The 16477-nt window shown below is 69.4% G+C and carries 15 protein-coding genes; 5 read left to right on the top strand and 10 right to left on the bottom strand.

Annotated elements, in window-relative coordinates; genetic code table 11:
* Positions 1-292 (bottom strand): hypothetical protein (locus VKH46_13050; protein HKB71766.1); only part of this gene is annotated, 292 nt, incomplete at its 3' end.
* Here VKH46_13050 and VKH46_13045 point away from each other — a divergent pair.
* From VKH46_13045 to lipB, 3 genes are read left to right on the top strand one after another with little or no spacing between them, the layout of a single operon-like run.
* Positions 285-1217 (top strand): dihydrolipoamide acetyltransferase family protein, encoded by a 933-nt coding sequence (locus VKH46_13045; GenBank protein HKB71765.1) that lies wholly within the window; start codon positions 285-287, stop codon positions 1215-1217. The genes VKH46_13050 and VKH46_13045 overlap by 8 nt on opposite strands.
* 10 nt (positions 1218-1227) lie before the next feature.
* Positions 1228-2475 carry a glycosyltransferase family 39 protein gene (locus tag VKH46_13040; GenBank protein ID HKB71764.1) on the top strand — a complete coding sequence of 416 codons (1248 nt, stop codon included), beginning with the start codon at positions 1228-1230 and terminating at the stop codon, positions 2473-2475.
* Entirely contained in the window at positions 2472-3158 is a 687-nt protein-coding gene (gene lipB, locus VKH46_13035; protein ID HKB71763.1) for a lipoyl(octanoyl) transferase LipB, read from the top strand. The genes VKH46_13040 and lipB overlap by 4 nt, the downstream gene beginning before the upstream one ends.
* Before the next feature lie 47 nt (positions 3159-3205).
* Here lipB and VKH46_13030 read toward each other — a convergent pair whose 3' ends face one another.
* The 7 genes from VKH46_13030 to VKH46_13000 form a co-directional block, all read right to left on the bottom strand.
* Positions 3206-4834 (bottom strand): hypothetical protein, encoded by a 1629-nt coding sequence (locus VKH46_13030; GenBank protein HKB71762.1) that lies wholly within the window; start codon positions 4832-4834, stop codon positions 3206-3208.
* 291 nt (positions 4835-5125) lie between these two features.
* Positions 5126-5590 carry a hypothetical protein gene (locus tag VKH46_13025; protein ID HKB71761.1) on the bottom strand — a complete coding sequence of 155 codons (465 nt, stop codon included), beginning with the start codon at positions 5588-5590 and terminating at the stop codon, positions 5126-5128.
* Positions 5587-6342 carry a hypothetical protein gene (locus VKH46_13020; GenBank protein ID HKB71760.1) on the bottom strand — a complete coding sequence of 252 codons (756 nt, stop codon included), beginning with the start codon at positions 6340-6342 and terminating at the stop codon, positions 5587-5589. Before VKH46_13020 ends, VKH46_13025 begins: the two co-directional genes overlap by 4 nt.
* A 7-nt stretch (positions 6343-6349) precedes the next feature.
* Positions 6350-7723 (bottom strand): DUF4340 domain-containing protein, encoded by a 1374-nt coding sequence (locus VKH46_13015; protein ID HKB71759.1) that lies wholly within the window; start codon positions 7721-7723, stop codon positions 6350-6352.
* The gene (locus VKH46_13010) at positions 7720-9204 is read right to left on the bottom strand and encodes a GldG family protein (protein ID HKB71758.1); all 1485 of its coding nucleotides are present in this window, start codon (positions 9202-9204) and stop codon (positions 7720-7722) included. The genes VKH46_13015 and VKH46_13010 overlap by 4 nt, the downstream gene beginning before the upstream one ends.
* Positions 9201-9938, bottom strand: a complete 738-nt coding sequence (locus tag VKH46_13005) for an ABC transporter permease (protein HKB71757.1) — start codon at positions 9936-9938, stop codon at positions 9201-9203. The genes VKH46_13010 and VKH46_13005 overlap by 4 nt, the downstream gene beginning before the upstream one ends.
* On the bottom strand, positions 9931-10962 hold the full coding sequence (locus VKH46_13000) for an ABC transporter ATP-binding protein (GenBank protein ID HKB71756.1): 1032 nt from the start codon (positions 10960-10962) through the stop codon (positions 9931-9933). Before VKH46_13000 ends, VKH46_13005 begins: the two co-directional genes overlap by 8 nt.
* Before the next feature lie 243 nt (positions 10963-11205).
* Here VKH46_13000 and VKH46_12995 point away from each other — a divergent pair, with 243 nt between their 5' ends.
* The gene (locus tag VKH46_12995) at positions 11206-12273 is read left to right on the top strand and encodes a Xaa-Pro peptidase family protein (protein ID HKB71755.1); all 1068 of its coding nucleotides are present in this window, start codon (positions 11206-11208) and stop codon (positions 12271-12273) included.
* Between the two features lie 138 nt (positions 12274-12411).
* Here VKH46_12995 and thiC read toward each other — a convergent pair whose 3' ends face one another.
* Positions 12412-14175, bottom strand: a complete 1764-nt coding sequence (thiC, locus tag VKH46_12990) for a phosphomethylpyrimidine synthase ThiC (GenBank protein ID HKB71754.1) — start codon at positions 14173-14175, stop codon at positions 12412-12414.
* Positions 14176-14211: 36 nt separating this feature from the next.
* Here thiC and VKH46_12985 point away from each other — a divergent pair, with 36 nt between their 5' ends.
* Positions 14212-15558 (top strand): hypothetical protein, encoded by a 1347-nt coding sequence (locus VKH46_12985; protein HKB71753.1) that lies wholly within the window; start codon positions 14212-14214, stop codon positions 15556-15558.
* 28 nt (positions 15559-15586) lie between these two features.
* On the opposite strand, the gene VKH46_12980 is transcribed toward VKH46_12985, so the two are convergent.
* The coding region (locus VKH46_12980; protein ID HKB71752.1) for an N-acetylmuramoyl-L-alanine amidase at positions 15587-16477 on the bottom strand (891 nt) is incomplete at its 5' end.

The raw sequence follows: 16477 nt of genomic DNA, 5'->3' as shown, positions 1-16477 counted from the left end.
CCAAGCCGCCCGAAACAGCGGCGGCGCCCAAGCCGCCCGAAACAGCGGCGGCGCCCAAGCCGCCCGAAACAGCGGCGGCGCCCAAGCCGCCCGAAACAGGGGCGCCGAAACCGCCCGCGCCCGCCGCCACGGCGAAGCCGGCCGAGCCCAAGCCCGCGCCGTCGCCCGCGGTCGCGCGGAGCGAGAGCCCGCAGGAGAAGGAACGTCCCACGCCGGCGCGTCCGGCCGAAGCTCCGGCAGCTGCCCCGGCCGCTTCCGGGCAGGCCGCGAGCTTCGAGGAGCGCGTGCGCACCCGCTCGTCTCCCCTCGTCCGGAAGATCGCGCAGGAGAACGCGGTCGCGATCGCCGAAGTCGAGGGCACCGGGATCGCGGGCCGAGTCACGAAGAACGACATCCTGTCGTTCATCGACAACCGCAAGAGCGCGCCGCGGCCGGAAGCGGTCCCGAGCCGGCCGTCGGCCGTCCCCTCTCCCGCTCCCGCCGGGAGCGGCGCCCCGGTCCCGCGCGGCGACCGCGATGAGATCGTCCCGATGTCGGTCATGCGCCGCAAGATCGCCGAGCGGATGGTGGAATCCCGCCGGACCTCCGCGCACGTGGCGACGGTCTTCTCGATCGACTACACGGCCGTCGAGAAGCTGCGGCGCGAGCACAAGGCCGCCTTCCTGGAGAGCAACGGCGTCAAGCTGACCTACATGCCCTTCATCTTCCAGGCGCTCACGGGAGCGCTCAAGAAATTCCCGGACCTGAACGCGTCGGTCGACGGCGAGGAGATCGTGTACCACAAGGACGTCCACCTCGGGATGGCGGTGGCCCTCGACTGGGGTCTGATCGTCCCGGTCATCAAGAACGCCGACGAGAAGTCGATCCTCGGGCTCGCCCGGGCCGCCAACGACCTCGCCGATCGCGCGCGGTCGAAGAAGTTGAAGCCCGACGAGGTCTCGGGCGGCACGTTCACCGTCACGAATCCCGGCGTCTACGGGTCGCTCTTCGGGACACCGATCATCGTGCAGCCGCAGGTCGCGATCCTCGGCGTCGGGACGATCGAGAAGCGGCCGGTCGTCGTCGAGGACGCCGCCGGCAACGATGCGCTCGCGGTGCGGACGATGGGGTATCTCTCGCTGTCGTTCGATCACCGGCTGATCGACGGCGCCGTCGCCGACCAGTTCATGGCGGAGATCAAGAAGACGCTGGAGGCCGGGAGCTTCTCGCTCGCCTGATCGGACCCGCGTGACCGAAGGCGCCGCCGCGATCTCCCTTCCCCGCCGGGAGAAGCTCGCCCTCTTCGGGCTCGCCCTGGCCGCCCGCGCCGCGGCGGTCGCCGTTCTCGGCGGCGGCGTGCCGCGTTTCGGGGATTCGGCGGCGTACGTCCGGGCGGCGGAGACGTTCTGGAAGACGGGGACCTACCCGTCCCGGACCGATCTCGCCCTCTTCCGCCCGCCCGGCTATCCCGTTTTCCTCGCCCTCTCGACCTGGGGACGCCCCGACCGGATCGCATGGGACCTCGCCTGGAACGTCGTCCTCGGTGCGCTGTCGGTGCTGGTGCTCGCGTCGCTCGCCGGGCGCGTCGCCGGCTCGCTGCGGGCCGCCCGGTTCGCCGGCGTCGCCGCCGCGCTCCATCCGCCGTTGCTGATCCTCTCGGCGGACGTGCAGAGCGAGCCGCTCTTCCTCCTGCTCCTCCTCGCGGCCGGGTTCCTCCTCCTCGTCTCCGTCGACCGCCCCTCCTCGGGATGCGGGCTGCTCTCGGGCGCCGCTCTGGCCCTCGCCGCGCTCACGCGTCCCTCGGCGCTCGCCCTCGTCCCGCTGCTGGCAGCCCCGCTGTTCGACCGCCGTTTTCCCGCCGCCGTGAGGCGCTCGCTCGCGGCGTCGGCTCTCTTCGGCTTGTGCGCCGTGCTCCTCCCGTGGACGGCGAGGAACGCCTTCCGCTTTCACGCGCTCCTCCCCGTGAACGACGGCGGCGCCCTCGTTTTCTGGCAGGGGAATTCCGCCTGGGCGGTCCGCTACGATGATGCGCGGAGCGCCGCCGAGATGGAACGATGGAGCCGCGACTTCAACGAGAGCGTGGAACGGCCGGAGATTCCGGGCGCCGCCGACCCGAACCCGGCGGTCCGGGCGCGGGCGTTCCGCGACGCGGCCCTGGGCTGGATCCGGGCGCATCCGCGCGAGGAGCTCGGGGTGCTGCGGGCGAAGGTGAAGGACTGGCTGCGGCCCGGGGCGGACCCGCGATTCTGGCCGCGCGGCGTGGTCCTGGCGTCGGCCGCCGGGTACGCGGCGCTGGCGGTCCTCGCGGCGGCGGGGCTCGCCAGGGCGCCGCGCCGCGGCGTGGCGGCGCTGGCGATCGTCGTGCTGGCGGTCTCGATGGCGGCGCACGTCGCGACGATCGTGGCGCTGCGGTATCGGGTCCCGTACTGGGACCCGGTCCTCCTCCTCTACGCTTCCGCTTCGGCGGCGAGGGTTCTCCGGCGGCAGGCCGCATGAAGCGCGTCGACGTTCGATGGCTCGGCCGCGTCGAATACGGCGCGGCGCTCGCTCTTCAGGCCGAGGCCGCCGACCGCTGCGCCCGCACGGGAGAGGAGACCCTCCTCCTCCTCGAGCACGATCCGGTCTTCACGCTGGGCCGGAACGCCTCGCGCGCCGACGTTCTCTTCAGCCCCGAACGATGCGCGGAGCTCGGAATCTCCGTGTTCGAGGCCAACCGCGGAGGGAAGGTCACGTATCACGGCCCCGGCCAGCTCGTCGGTTATCCGATCGTCGACCTCTCGCCGGACCGCCGCGACGTGAAGCGCTACGTCCGCGACCTCGAGGAGACGATCATCCGGGTGCTTTCCCGGTGGGGAATCGCCGGAGTACGCAGCCCGCTCGAGGAACGCGTCACGTCGGTCTGGATCGGCAACGACAAGATCGCGGCGATCGGCGTTCACATCGCCCGATGGATCACGACCCATGGCTTCGCGCTGAACGTCACGACGGACCTCGCGCATTTCCTCGGGATCGTCCCCTGCGGGATCACCGACGGCGGCGTGACCTCGATCGAGCGGCTGACCGGGGCGCGTCCGCCGGTCGAGGAGGTCGCCCGGGCCTACGCGCCGGCCTTCGCCGAGGTCTTCGAGCGCTCCGCGGAGTGGGCCGACGGCCCGGACTGGCGGACCCCAAAAAAATAGCGGAGGCCACGACGCCTCCGCTATCGGGATGCCGAAGATCGGAAGGGTTAGGGCGTGACCTTGCTCACGAACGTTCCCCAGTTCGCGTAGATGAATCTCTCCCGGTCCGGGATGTATTCGGTCGCGAGCCAGATGTCGCCGTTCTCGTCCGACACCGCCGCCGAATAATCGCCCCACCGGCCGACGCGGTTTCCGCCGAACGCGGAGTAGCCGCTGAAGCCGTCGTCGGGCGCCGCGCCGGGAGCCTCGAGCATCAGCGGCCCGACGCCGTTGACCGCGTCGATCCTCGCCCACGCCGCGCCGGGATAGAGGCCCGGCCCGACCACGCTGAACGAAACGACTCCCTGACCGGCGGCGTTCACGCCGATCGACGGGAAGATCGCGCTCTGGTTGTTGACCGCGATGTATCCCTGATGGGAGACGGAAGGATCGAAGGAGCCGGCGTCGGGGAAGTTCGGGCTCACCGCGAAGTAGGCGATCCCCGTGCGGGTCGGCCCGTTCTTCGTCTTGACGACGGTGTTCAGGCCGGACCAGAGCAGGCCGTTGGCGAAGACCACCTGGTTCATGCGGTCGTCGTTGGACTGGACGAGCTCTTCGTGCTCCTTGTCGTAGAAGGGCGCGAAATAGCCGTCCGCCAGCGCGTCGCGCAGAGGGAGCGGTCCCGTCTTCTGCTGGTTCGCCGGAGGCGCGCCGTAGACCTCGCTGGCGATGGTCTGTTCCTGAAGCGCGAGGAGCGACGGGTCGGTCGAGATGTTGCTCGACCCCGTCATCGCCCATGCGGCGATCCGGTTGTCGAGAGTGTTGAAGAATTCGAGAGCGCTCAGGAAGTACTGAGTCCCGCCGTTCGAAAGATCGTAGCTTCCGCCGGGGGGAACGCTCGCCGGCTGGATCGAATACGCGATTCCCTCTTCCAGCGATCCGGGGGAAAAAAGGACGACATTGGGGCTCGCGCCCGCTTCGATCGCCGCCTTGTCGATCGCGTAGATCTGGGCACCGTTGAACGTTGAGCCGAATTCGTTCGTGCTCACGTAGAAGGCGTAGGCGTCCGCGCCGATGAGAGGCTGGTCGCCGAAGCACGGGCAGCCGGCGTGCGTCGGGGTCCCGTTCGTTCCGTCGTTCGTCGTGTCGATCTCGTACACCTTGTAATTGAACGGATCTCCAGGGGCGCTGACGGCGATGACGATGAAGGAATGGCTGCCGAGACCGAGATACGTGATGAACCACTGTCCCGTATCGGCGTCGTAGTAGCACCGCGGATCGGTGGGATCGAGGTTCGCGTCGAAAAATGAGAGAGGAATGGCGTTTCCGGCGCCGAAGAGGTTCTCACCGGTCGCCGAATCGAAATAGGTAAACGCGGAATTGATGGCCTCGACGACGAGCCCGCCGCCGACCGTCAGGCCCTGGTCCGGCGGCTCGAAAACGAATCCGCTGGCGAAACCCTGGTCGACGTCGTTCAATCCGTCGAAGCCGAAGCCTCCGGAGACCGGGGAAAGACTGCTCCCGGCCGGGGTCGGAACGCCGGACGAAGGGACGCGCGCCGATTTCACCGTTCCGGAGACGAATCGCTGGAACGAACTGTTCTGCGTGGGCGCTTCGCGAAGCCGGGTCGGCTCGTCCATGCTGATCGTGGGCGTATGAAGAAGGCTGACCTCTCTGAAGTTGACCACTTTCGTCACGGCACGCGTGGCCGCGATCGAGGGTGCCGGGGCCGCGGCGGCCGATCCCGCGAACAGGCCGAACGGAACCGACGCGAGGACGAGGAACCCAATGAAACCGAATCGACCAACCCTTGAGTTCTGGATCTCCATCCGCCAACTCCTTCCTGTAATGGCCGTTAGGCTAAAAGCGATCTCCGCGCCCGCGAGCGAGAGCAACTCTCCGATAGCGACAAGCTATCGAACCGCGCGAATAGCGTCAAGAGATCATTTGTCGTGAAACGCTCGCCAATGAAATTCGGCGCCGGCGGCTCACTCGAGCATCCGCCGGACGGTCTTCTTCTCGGCGTAGCGCTCGGCGACGTGCGGGTCGTAGGGGCGATGCCGCGGGTTGAGCGGGACCTCCCGGTACTCGGTGTCGCAGGAGTAGCAGATCGTGACGGGCTTGATCGTGAACGCGAGCACCCAGTCGATCAGGACCGTCGCGAGCAGCACGGGCGTGAACCAGATCCATCCGAATTTCCAGCCGACGACGAGCGCCGCCGCGATCGAGAGGAGCATGATCGCGCAGCCGATCCGCTGGTCGAAGTCTCTCTGGACGAAGAACGCGCGGCGCCCGCAGGTTCCGCAGCGCTCGACCGGGCCTCCCCGGCGCGACGCGTCGTCGGGCGCGTACGTCCAGGAACGGCCGCAGCGAGAGCAGGCGCCCTCCGCCGGCGCCGCCCCGGCGAGCTCCGAGGAGGCGAGGCAGTCGGGGCAGTAGCGCCGCACCCTCACGCCGGGAACCGCGTGAGCACCGTCAGATAGGAGGCGAGGAGCTCGCCGACGAGGACGAAGATCAGCGCCACGTACAGCAGCCCCGTCGCGGCCTGGTTGGACCGCATCTTCGAGGTCTGGAACACGTAGTACGACAACGCGAGCGGCCCGGCGATCCCCCACAGGATCCGGAAGAGGAAGAAGAGGAGATCGCGGTCGAGCGACGTGAGCGCCTCCCATCCTTCGGGGTTCGGGACGACGATCGCGACGAGCCCGAGATAGAGCGCTCGCGCCACCGCGAGCGCGGCGTAGCCGGAGGCCGCACCGAAGAGCAGGCGCGCCGGGAGCGCCCGGGCGACGAGATACCAGTGGCCGAGGTTCATCGTCAGGAGCACGCTGCCGAACAGGAGCGCGCCGAGGAGCGATCCCGCGAAGATCCACCCCCGGGCTCCCGACGCGCCGGCCCCGCTCACGCGCGCGAGGAGGGCGACCTGCAGGGCGGCCGAGCCCGCGAGCCACGGAAGCGCGCGAGCCGGCCGCCCGCCGCGCGAGAGCAGGGTGTAGACGGCGAGCGCGGCGAGCGCCGGGACGGCGAGCGCCGCGGAGGAGCCGCGGGGGCGGGCGAGCGCCGCGAGCAGGAGGAACGCGGAGGCGATCGCCCCGTGGAGGACGAAGAAGCCCTTTCCGAGGACGCGGCGGGGGAAGAGGATCAGCAGAAGGCTCGTTCCCGCCGCGGCTTCCAGCAGGAACGACCCGAGCGCGTCGATCAGCATCGACGCGTCAGGAGGTCTTTTTCTTCGCGGGCGGAGCCGGCTTGGCGGGGGCCGCCGCGGGCGCCGGAGCGATCTTCCGGACCGCGGCCGTGACGCGCTCGAAGTCGGTCGCGGGGACGAGCAGGGCCTCCGGACGGTCGGCGAGCTTCACGGCGAGCTGACCCCCGCCGGCGGGCCGAATCGATGCGGCGAACGCGTCGCCCGCCGAGGTCTCCACGGTGAAGGACGCGAGCTCGGGCGCGCCGGAGATCTTCTGGAAATCGGAAGCGGACATGAAGTCCTTTCCCTCGAGCGAGCCGATCGCGGTGAGCACGTCCTCGACCGAGGCCGACGGCACGGTCTTCCCGGCTTCCTTCCACTGCGCGCCGTCGCGGTCGAATTCGCGGCGCGGCCCCCCCGTGGACCAGACGAGCTTCTTCGCGGCGAAATTGTCGAAGCGCGCGACCTTCGTCTCCCGATAGGCGTCGGCCTCCTTCGCCAGCTCGTCGGTCGCCGTCGAGTCGATCGCGAACGTCTGCCCATCGGAGCGCGCGTACACGCTTTTCCCGTCGGCGCGCGTCGCTCCGATCTCGGCGGTCACCGGCTTGCCGGCGATCGTCATCGTGACGGTGTAAAGCGGCGGCACGAGGCCGTCCCCGGCCAGGTCCGGCCGCGGGATCTTGAGGAACTCCGTGATGTTGACGGCGAGCAGGTCGTCGATGAGGCGCTCGACGGTCGCCGAGCTCGCGAGGTCGGGCGCCGGGCGCGTCATCCACCACCGGTTCTTGCGTCTCTCGAACTCGAGCCTCCCCCGCCCGCGCGCGATCGTGAGACGGGAGACGTCGAGCGCCGAGCCGGCGAAGATCTTCTTGTTCTTGTACCCGTCGACCGGTTTCAGGAGGTCGGCCGCGATCGTCGACGGGACGAAGATCGTCCGGTTCTCCCCTTTCACCCGCGCGGCGACGGTGTCGGTCCCCGGGATCTCCCGGCCGATCGAGAGGGTGTGCGACTCCGCCTTCGAGCCCTTCGCCTCGCGCGTCGACACGGTGACGACGGCGCGCGGCGCGGTCAGGCCGTAATCGGGTTCGGCGGCGCTCGCGGAGGCCTCCCCCTGCCGCGACGGGTGTGAGAGGTCCGTGACGAGCGCGGAGAGCGTGGGCCCGTCCGCCGGATAGGCGTCGGGGCGGGTCATGCGCCAGGAATCGCCGTCGCGCTCGAACGCGACGACGGTATTGTCGCGATTGATCTCGATCTTCGCGATCCTGGCCTCGTTGACGTCCCAGATCACGTCGCCTTTCTCGATCCGCTCCTGGGTCGTCGGCATCTTCCGTTCGAAGAACGCGACGAAGGCGAAAAGGACGAGGAGGATCCCGGTGAGGATCGCGAGCCGCCTCGGGCTCATCCCCGTCTCTTGGCCCAGACGCCCACGCCCGCGGCGAGCGCGAGGGCGGGAATTCCGAGAAGGCAGAGGAGGCCGATCCGGCGAAGCGTGGCGGCCGAGACGGTGAGGGCGTTCTGCTCGGGGGTCTTCGGGGCGATCCCGACGAGCTCCTCGCTGCCGACCAGCCAGTGGGCGGTGTTCAGGAACAGATTCGCGTTCGAGACGTTGGGGAGCTCGCCGTTGGCCGCGAAGTCGGAGTCCCCGTAGACCACGAGCCGCGCCTTCGCCGCCGCATCCGGGGCCGCCGGCGCCGACGCCTGAGGCCCGCGCGAGACCGCCATCGCGATCGTCACCGGGGCGGCGACGTCGGACGCGTCCTTCTTGACGGCGGAGAGGTGCTCGAGATCGGTCTCGCCCCATCCCTCGCTCGTGGTCTGAACGAGCGCGGTCGCCGTGAAACCCGCGTGCGACGCGGTCCCCGGCTGCACCGACCGGGCGAGCGGGAAGATGGCGGCCATCTTCGCGGAGGCGAGCGGGTCGACGATCTCGTGCGCCCCGTAATGGTTGGCGTAGACGGTCTCCGGGCCGATGAACGGGAGCGTGTTGCCGGTGTCGATCACGATGTCGTTGTCGAGCTTGACTCCCCAGCCGGCGAGGAGCGTTCCGAGGCCGAAATCGGCCGCCGGCCCCCCCGGGCGGGGAACGGCCGGATCGAGGAGGATGAGGACGTGCCCTCCCGAGGCGAGATATTTGTCGAGCGCGTCCCGCTCGGGCGCGAGGAACGCCGTCTGGGGGCCGGCGACGACGACGAGGTCCGCGTCCTTGGGCACCTCGCCTTTTCCGAGCGATTCCCACGTCGCGACCGTGTCGTTGTCCTTCCCGAGCAGGTCCTTCACCTCGGAGAGGCCGCGCTCGGAGGCGTCGTCGATCGACTTCTCGCCGTGGCCGGACGTGAAATAGATCTTCGGCGACTTCGCGGAGGTCACGGCGAGGATCGCCGACGTGAAGGCCTGCTCCCCCTTGAAGCTCTTGAGCGAGCCTCCCTGGCCCGGCATCCCGCTGAAGTCGTAGTCCGCCATCTCGTCCTCGGTGACGAACTTCTTCTTGCCTCCCGACTGGAAGACGATCGTCCCGGCCTTGCGGACGTCCATCTGCTGCGCCACGCTCTCGGCGAGCGCGGGGTTGCGCTCGGGATCGATCTCCTCGACCTTGATCTGCGGCGACAGCGCCCGGTACCGGTCGAGCAGCTCGCGCGTCTCCGAATAGAGCCGGTTCCGATGCGTCATGAAGGCCGTCACCCGGACGGGGGTCTTGAGGCTTCCGACGATCTTCTTCGTCGTGCTCGAAACCGAGTAGAGCTTCGCCTTCGTCCAGTCGCCGCGCGACCAGTGGCGATACCCGAGCCAGTTGACGAGCGCCCAGATCCCGACGACGACGAGGACGCTCGCCGAGAAGATCCCCGCGGCGGCCGCCCGGCGCCGCCCGCCCGTCCTCGCGCTCATTGCCCCTTCTTGGCCTCGAGCGTCGCCTGCGCGAGGTAGAGGAAGAGCGCAGCCGACGAGACGTAATAGACGATGTGGCGGGTGTCGACGACCCCGCGCGCGAAATCGTCCATGTGATCCCAGATCGTCAGGTACGAAAACGCGTCCTTGACCGCCGGGTCGTTGACGAGCGTCTGGACGAGCCCCGCGGAGAAGATCACGATGATCATCACGAACCCGAGGATCGCCGCGACGATCTGGTTCTTCGACAGGCTCGAGGCGAAGGTGCCGACCGCGAGGAAGTACGCCCCGAGCAGCAGGACGGCGAGAAGGCTCGACAGCACGATCCGAAGGTCGATCGTCATGAAGTGGTTCAGGATCAGGGCGTACGCGGCGACCGGGAGCCACAGGACGGCGTAGAAGGCGAACGCGGCGGCGAATTTCCCGAGGACGATCGTCGCCGAGGTCACCGGTGACGTCAGGAGCGTCTCGATCGAGCCGGACTTGCGCTCCTCGGAGATCAGCCGCATCGTGATCACCGGGATGAAGAAGAGCATGAAGATCCAGAAGAACGTGTTGTTGAAGATCGTCGCGAGCGGCTGGAGCGAACGGGCGCCGGGCTGGCTCAGGTATCCGAGGATCGTCGAGAAGATGAAGCCGTTGACGAACCAGAAGGCCGCGAGGACGATGTAGCCGAGCGGCGAGTAGAAATACGAGAGCCACTCGCGCCGGGCGATCGCGAAGAACTTACGCATGGGCGCTTTCCGCCTCGCCCTGGTCGCGCGTCGTCAGCCGGACGAACACGTCCTCGAGCGTCGCCGTCTCTCCCGCGAGCTCCCGCATCACCCAGCGGTTCTCGACCGCCTGGCGGAAGACCGCCTCCCGCACGTCGATTCCTTCGGCCGCCTCGATCCGGACCCGGGTCTCCCCGTCCGTTCGCGTCTCCTCGATCGCGCGGACGCCGTCGATCGCGGAGAGAACGTCGCGCGCCGGGACGTCCCCCGCGAATACCGCCCGAACGATCGACGCGCCCGAGCCGCGCCGGCGGAGCTCGTCGGGCGTCCCCTGGCCGACGATCTTCCCGCGGTCGATGATGAGGACCTGGTCGCAGACGGCCTCGACCTCCGGAAGGATGTGGGTCGAGAGGAGCACGGTCCGCTCGCGGCCGAGCTCCTTGATGAGCTCGCGGATCTTGATGATCTGCTTCGGATCGAGACCCACGGTGGGCTCGTCCAGGATCAGGATCGGCGGCCGGTGGACGAGCGCCCCCGCGAGCGCGACGCGCTGCTTGTATCCCTTCGAAAGCGTCCCCGCCGTCTTCTCGGCGACGTCGGCGATCAGGCAGCGCTCCATGACGTCGGAAACGCGCGCCGCCCGGTCGGAGCGCCGGACGCCCTCGAGATCGGCGCGGTAGGCGAGGTATTCGCGCACCCGCATCTCCGGATAGAGGGCGACGTTCTCCGGCAGGTAGCCGATCGCCGTCCGGGCGGCGATCGACTCCCGCACGACGTCGTGGCCCGCGATGCGGATCTCCCCTTCCGTCGGCGAGAGGTATCCCGCCAGCACGCGCATCGTGGAGGTCTTGCCGGCCCCGTTGGGCCCGAGGAACCCGACGATTGCGCCCTCGGGGATCGAGAAGGAGATGTCGTCGACGGCCGGAGGGCCGTAGTACTTCATCGTGAAATGGTCGACGTCGATCATCGTGCTCCACGCTCGGAGAGCAACGGGGGTGCCACCGTCCGAGCGCGCGAAGTCTAACGTGTTTTTGAGTTTGCGCAAGGAGCGCGGCGCTCCTCACGCCGAATCGTCGCCGCCGTACGCGTCATGCTGGCGCGTCCGCCGGCCGATCGCCCAACCGATTCCGAACGGCGTCTCGGCCGACCGCGCGCGCGGCGGCGGGCCGCTCCGACCCGCGGCGCAGAGCCGCGCCATGACCGCGGCGGCGGGCCGCGGAATGACCGCGGCGGTGAGCTGCGGAATGACCGCGGCGGTGAGCCGCGGAATGATATGTTCCGCGCCATGATGGATCGCAGCACCTTGAACGAGCGGCTCGCACGGGCGCGCCGCAAGCTCGCCGAATCCGGCGCCGACGCGCTCTACGTCACCCCCTCGACGAATCTCTTCTATCTCGCCGGCATCTCCTTCCACCGGAGCGAACGGCTCACGGCCGTTCTCCTCCCCCGCGGCGGGGACCCGGTGGTGATCACCCCCGCGTTCGAGGAGACGCACGCGCGCAGCATGACGCCGATCGAGAACGTCGTCACGTGGCAGGAGACGGAGGATCCGTTCCGGAAGGCGGCGTCCTTCCTCGGCGGCGCGAAGGGCGTCCTCTGTGTGGAGCCGTCCACGGCGTACGACGACGTGGAGAAGCTCCTCGCCCACGCTCCGGGCTGGACCCCCCGTTCCGGCGCGGGCGTGTTCGCGGCCTTGCGCATGGTCAAGTCCGCGGCGGAGCTCGACGCGATGCGCCGCGCGGTCGCGACGGGGCTCGATCGCTTCCGGAAGGCGTTTGCGAGCCTCGCCCCGGGCGTCCGCGAGGCCGACGTCTCCGCGGCCTTCGGCGGCGAGAACGTCGTCCAGTTCGGTCCGTCGGCCGCCGTGCCCCACGGCGAGGCGAGCGCGCGGGCCCTGTCGAAGAACGAGGCGGTCCTGATCGACGCGTGGGACAATCCGGAAGGCTACTACTACGACATCACTCGATCGACGTTCTACGGGACGCCGACCGACGAGTACCGCCGCGTGTGGGACGTCGTGCACGAGGCGCAGGGCGCCGGAATCGAAGCCGCCCGTCCGGGCGTCCGCTGCTCGGACGTGGACGCCGCCGCCCGCGCCGTGATCGAGAAGGCGGGATACGGCGAGTTTTTCACGCACCGCCTCGGCCACGGCCTCGGGATCGACGTGCACGAGCCTCCCTACATGGTCGCGGGCAACGACATCCTCCTCGAGCCGGGGATGACGTTCACGTCCGAGCCCGGGATCTATCTCCCCGGGAAGTTCGGCGTACGGATCGAGGACGACGTGGTCGTCACCGCGACCGGCGCCGAGACGCTGTCGAAGAGGCCGGAGAAGCTGGAGCCGATCCCGGCATAAGACCGAAATCCGAAACCCCGAAACTCGAAACCCGAAACGAGTTCAAAACTTGAAACACTCATCACCCAAACGGGATGGCGTCGATTTTTGGATTCGAGAATCGAGTTCGTTTCGGATTTCGGATTTGGAGATTCGGATTTATTCCTTCCGGTAGATCTCCGCGCCGCTCTCCACGAATTCCTTCGCCTTCTCCTCCATCCCGATCTCGAGCGCCTTGTTCTCGTCGGCGCCGATCTTCGCGGCGTAGTCGCGTACGTCCTGCGTGATCTTCATCGAGCAGAAGTGGGGGCCGCACATGGAGCAGAAGTGCGCGACCTTCGCGCCTTCGGAGGGGAGGGTTTCGTCGTGGAACGCGCGCGCAGTCTCGGGATCGAGCGACAGGTTGAACTGGTCCTCCCAGCGGAACTCGAACCGGGCCTTCGAGAGCGTGTCGTCCCATACGCGCGCCCCCGGATGGCCCTTGGCGAGATCGGCCGCGTGCGCCGCGATCTTGTACGCGATGACGCCGTCCTTGACGTCCTTCTTGTCGGGGAGCCCCAGATGCTCCTTGGGCGTCACGTAGCAGAGCATCGCCGTCCCGTACCATCCGATCATCGCGGCGCCGATCGCCGACGTGATGTGGTCGTAGCCGGGCGCGATGTCGGTCGTGAGCGGCCCGAGCGTGTAGAAGGGCGCCTCATGGCACACCGCGAGCTGCCGCTCCATGTTCTCGCGGATCAGATGCATCGGAACGTGGCCGGGGCCTTCGATCATCACCTGGACGTCCTGATCCCAGGCGACCTTCGTCAGCTCGCCCAGCGTGTCGAGCTCGGCGAACTGCGCCCGATCGTTGGCGTCGGCCGTGGACCCGGGGCGCAGGCCATCGCCGAGCGAGAAGGAGACGTCGTACGACTTCAGGATCTCGCAGATCTCGGCGAACCGCTCGTACAGGAACGACTCGCGGTGATGGGCGAGGCACCATTTCGCCATGATCGAGCCGCCGCGCGAGACGATCCCGGTGACGCGGTCGACCGTCATGGGGATGTACGGAAGCCGCACGCCGGCGTGGACCGTGAAGTAGTCCACGCCCTGCTCCGCCTGCTCGATCAGGGTGTCGCGGTAGACCTCCCAGGTGAGCTCTTCCGCTTTCCCGCCGACCTTCTCGAGCGCCTGGTAGATCGGCACCGTTCCGATCGGGACGGGAGCGTTCCGGATGATCCATTCCCGCGTCTCGTGGATGTTCTTCCCGGTCGAGAGGTCCATCACGGTGTCGGCGCCCCATCGGATCGCCCATGCCATCTTCTCGACCTCGTCCTCGATCGACGAGGTCACGGCCGAGTTGCCGATGTTCGCGTTGATCTTCACGAGGAACCGGCGTCCGATGATCATCGGCTCGAGCTCGGGATGGTTCACGTTGGCGGGGATGATCGCGCGGCCGCGCGCGACCTCGCCGCGGACGAGCTCGGCCGGGAGTCCCTCGCGGAGCGCGACGAATTCCATCTCCGGCGTCACGACGCCGCGGCGGGCATGGTGCATCTGCGTGGCGTTGCCGCGCGACCGCAGCACCTGCCGCCGCGGCGGAAGCGGAAGGTCGGGGTCGCTGTGCCCGGCGACGGCGCGGTACGAGGGCGCCATGCGGTCGAAGGGGCCGCGCGCCTCGATCCACGGCTGCCGCAGGAGCGGGAGCCCGGCGCGGACGTCGATCGCGGCCTCGGGATCGGTGTACGGGCCCGAGGTGTCGTACACGCGCAGGGCCGGATTCAGGCGGACGTCCCCACCCGACGATCGCGTCGGCGCGAGCTCGATCTCGCGGCAGGGGACGCGGATGCCGCCCGGGCCGGCGAGATAACGCTTGCGCGAGCCAGGTATCGAATCGGTCGAAACGACGGAATTGCTCGGCGAATCGCCCGCCCGGCTCCTCATGCCTTCCCCCCGGCCCGATTCTATAATCGGACCACCGTGAAAAGAAGCGCGATCGCCCTCGCCGCGGCCCTCCTCGTGGTGGCCGGCGAGGCCCGGGGATCGGGCGAGCCCCTCACCGCGCCGCAAATCGAGGAATCCACCGCGCTCGCGCGGCGTGGCGTGGAGGCGCTCGCCCGCCGGAACGTCGCGGCGCTCTCCGGCGTGTTCGACGAGAACGCCCTCGTCGCCGCCGCCGCCGGTCCGGAGCTGGCCCCGCGGCTCACGGCGCGGCAACGCCGCGCGATCGTCGACCGGATGCTCGACTGGTTCTCGGGGCCCTTCTCCGCCCGCCCGGCGCCCGTCCGGCCCTCGATCGCGCTCGGAGCCCGTGCCGATGCCGGCGACGCCGTCGTCGCGCTCCTCGTCGCGGTGTCTTCGGGGTATCTCAAGACGGAATGGCGGATTCACCCCGCGGGTCCGGACGGGCGCGTCGAGGACGTGCTCCTCACCGATCTCGGGCGGTCCCTCCGGGGCGAGGCGGTCGAGGCGCTCGGCCCCCCTCCGGTCGCGCGGCTGCGCCGGCGCGCCGAGGAGGCGCGTCGGGCCGCCTGGCCGCGCGTCGCGGGTCTCGCGGCGGTCCTCGTCGTCGCGGGGATCTTCGCCCGGCGCGCGCGTCCGCGCGAACGGATCGTCGTCCTCGTCGCGGCCCTGGCGCCGGCCGTGCTCTTCGCCGCCGACGGATACCTCGCGGTCTCGCGCGTCTGGAACGAACCGGTCGAGCTGAAGCTGACGGACGGTCCGCCGTGGGGATATTCGCTCCAGCAGTTCCAGCTCGCCGTCTCGCGCGGAAACCGGGCTCGGGCGCGGTCCGCCGCGGGCGAGGCGATCTCGCTCGGCGCGAGGCCGGAGCCGTTCCACCTCGTGCTCGGCCGGCTCGCCGAGGACGCCGGCGACCTGAAGGACGCCTCCTCCTCGTACGCGCGCGCCATCGCTCCCCCGGCGCCGGCGCCGGGGGGATGGGCGGGCCTCGCCCGGCTCGAGAGCGTCGACGGCCGCGACGCCGAGGCGATCGAGAAGTGGAATCGATACTTCTCCGTCGCTCCGGCCGATCCGAACTCCCTCTTCTGGATGGCCGTGGCGGAGGGTCACCTCCACGATTTCGCGGCCGCCCAGGAGGCGCTCGCCCGGGCGATCGGGCTGAACCCCTCCGAGCCGGAGCTCTACGCGCTGAGCGCCCGGCTCTACGGCGCCGGCGGCGACGCTCCGAACGCGATCGCGCGTTTGAGGGAGGAGGAAAAGCTCCGGCCCGTCGACCGCGCCGCGATCGCCGCCGACGGCAACTTCACCGCGATCGCCGACGACGCGGACTGGAAGGCCTTCCTGGAGGAGAACCGGAAACCGTGAGGAAGCCGCGCGTCGGGTCCGATCACCTTCACCGCGACGCGGCCGCCGACCGGACTCCTCCCCGCCGCTTCACGGGCGGCCCGCTGTAGAAGGAGGAGAGCGCCTCGACGACGCCGCGCGCGACGTTTTCCCGGTATTTCCGCGTCTGGATGAGCGCGTGGTCCTCGTCGTTGTTCAGGTTGCAGACCTCGAGGAGCACCCGGGCGGGAATCGAGTTGTAGCGGAGCACGGCGGGCACCCATTCGCGGCCGGAGCGGATGACGTTGTGCCGGATCGGGTTGAAGGCGTGCACGGGCAGGCCGTCGCGCCGGAAGCTCCCGATGATCTCCTCGGCGAGCTGGCGCGAGACGCCCTCCGATTCGAGGCGCTGGCGGCGGGAGAACGACACCCGGGGCTCCTGGCGATACTCCCGGCGCGCCTCGTACACGGGCCCGTGCTTTCCGAACGAGCTCCTGAGCCAGCGCTCTCCGGGAATGTAGACCATCGAACCGCGGACCGCCGGGTGCAGCGAATCGGCGTGGATCGACAGGAACACGACGCGCGAGGGGTCCCCCCCCTTCCGGACGGCGGAGCGGAGCAGCGCGTTGGACAGGTACCAGCGGAGGTGGACGCCGGCGACGGTGTCCTCGATCGGGTAGGGAGGCGTCGTCATCACCCGCGCGGCCGAAGAGCCCGTCAGCCGGTCCCGGTCCGGGATCGCCGCGCCGTTCCCGTCCTGGACCGTGCAGACGACCTTCGCCTTCGTATGCCGCCGGAGGAGGTCCGCGATCCGCATCGTGATGTCGTAGACGTAGCGCGCTTCCGCCACGCCGTCGACGAGGGCGCCCGTGTCTCGCCCTCCGTGCCCCGGATCGAGCACCACCGTCACTCCCTTCAGGTCCGCCGCGCGAATCCGATTGACGAACTGGGCCGTTTCGAG

This window comes from Thermoanaerobaculia bacterium (assembly GCA_035260525.1).
In the GTDB taxonomy this organism is placed as follows: Bacteria; Acidobacteriota; Thermoanaerobaculia; order UBA5066; family DATFVB01; genus DATFVB01.
The sequence above is the reverse complement of the archived record's forward strand: the minus strand, read 5'-3'. Positions and strand labels throughout refer to the sequence as shown.

Bases quoted from the DNA above. Each gene is read 5' to 3' on its own strand.
- thiC (HKB71754.1), bottom strand. From the start codon at position 14,175: ATGAGGAGCCGGGCGGGCGATTCGCCGAGCAATTCCGTCGTTTCGACC.
- VKH46_13020 (HKB71760.1), bottom strand. From the start codon at position 6,342: ATGCTGATCGACGCGCTCGGGTCGTTCCTGCTGGAAGCCGCGGCGGGA.
- lipB (HKB71763.1), top strand. From the start codon at position 2,472: ATGAAGCGCGTCGACGTTCGATGGCTCGGCCGCGTCGAATACGGCGCG.
- VKH46_13010 (HKB71758.1), bottom strand. From the start codon at position 9,204: ATGAGCGCGAGGACGGGCGGGCGGCGCCGGGCGGCCGCCGCGGGGATC.
- VKH46_13015 (HKB71759.1), bottom strand. From the start codon at position 7,723: ATGAGCCCGAGGCGGCTCGCGATCCTCACCGGGATCCTCCTCGTCCTT.
- VKH46_13005 (HKB71757.1), bottom strand. From the start codon at position 9,938: ATGCGTAAGTTCTTCGCGATCGCCCGGCGCGAGTGGCTCTCGTATTTC.
- VKH46_12995 (HKB71755.1), top strand. From the start codon at position 11,206: ATGGATCGCAGCACCTTGAACGAGCGGCTCGCACGGGCGCGCCGCAAG.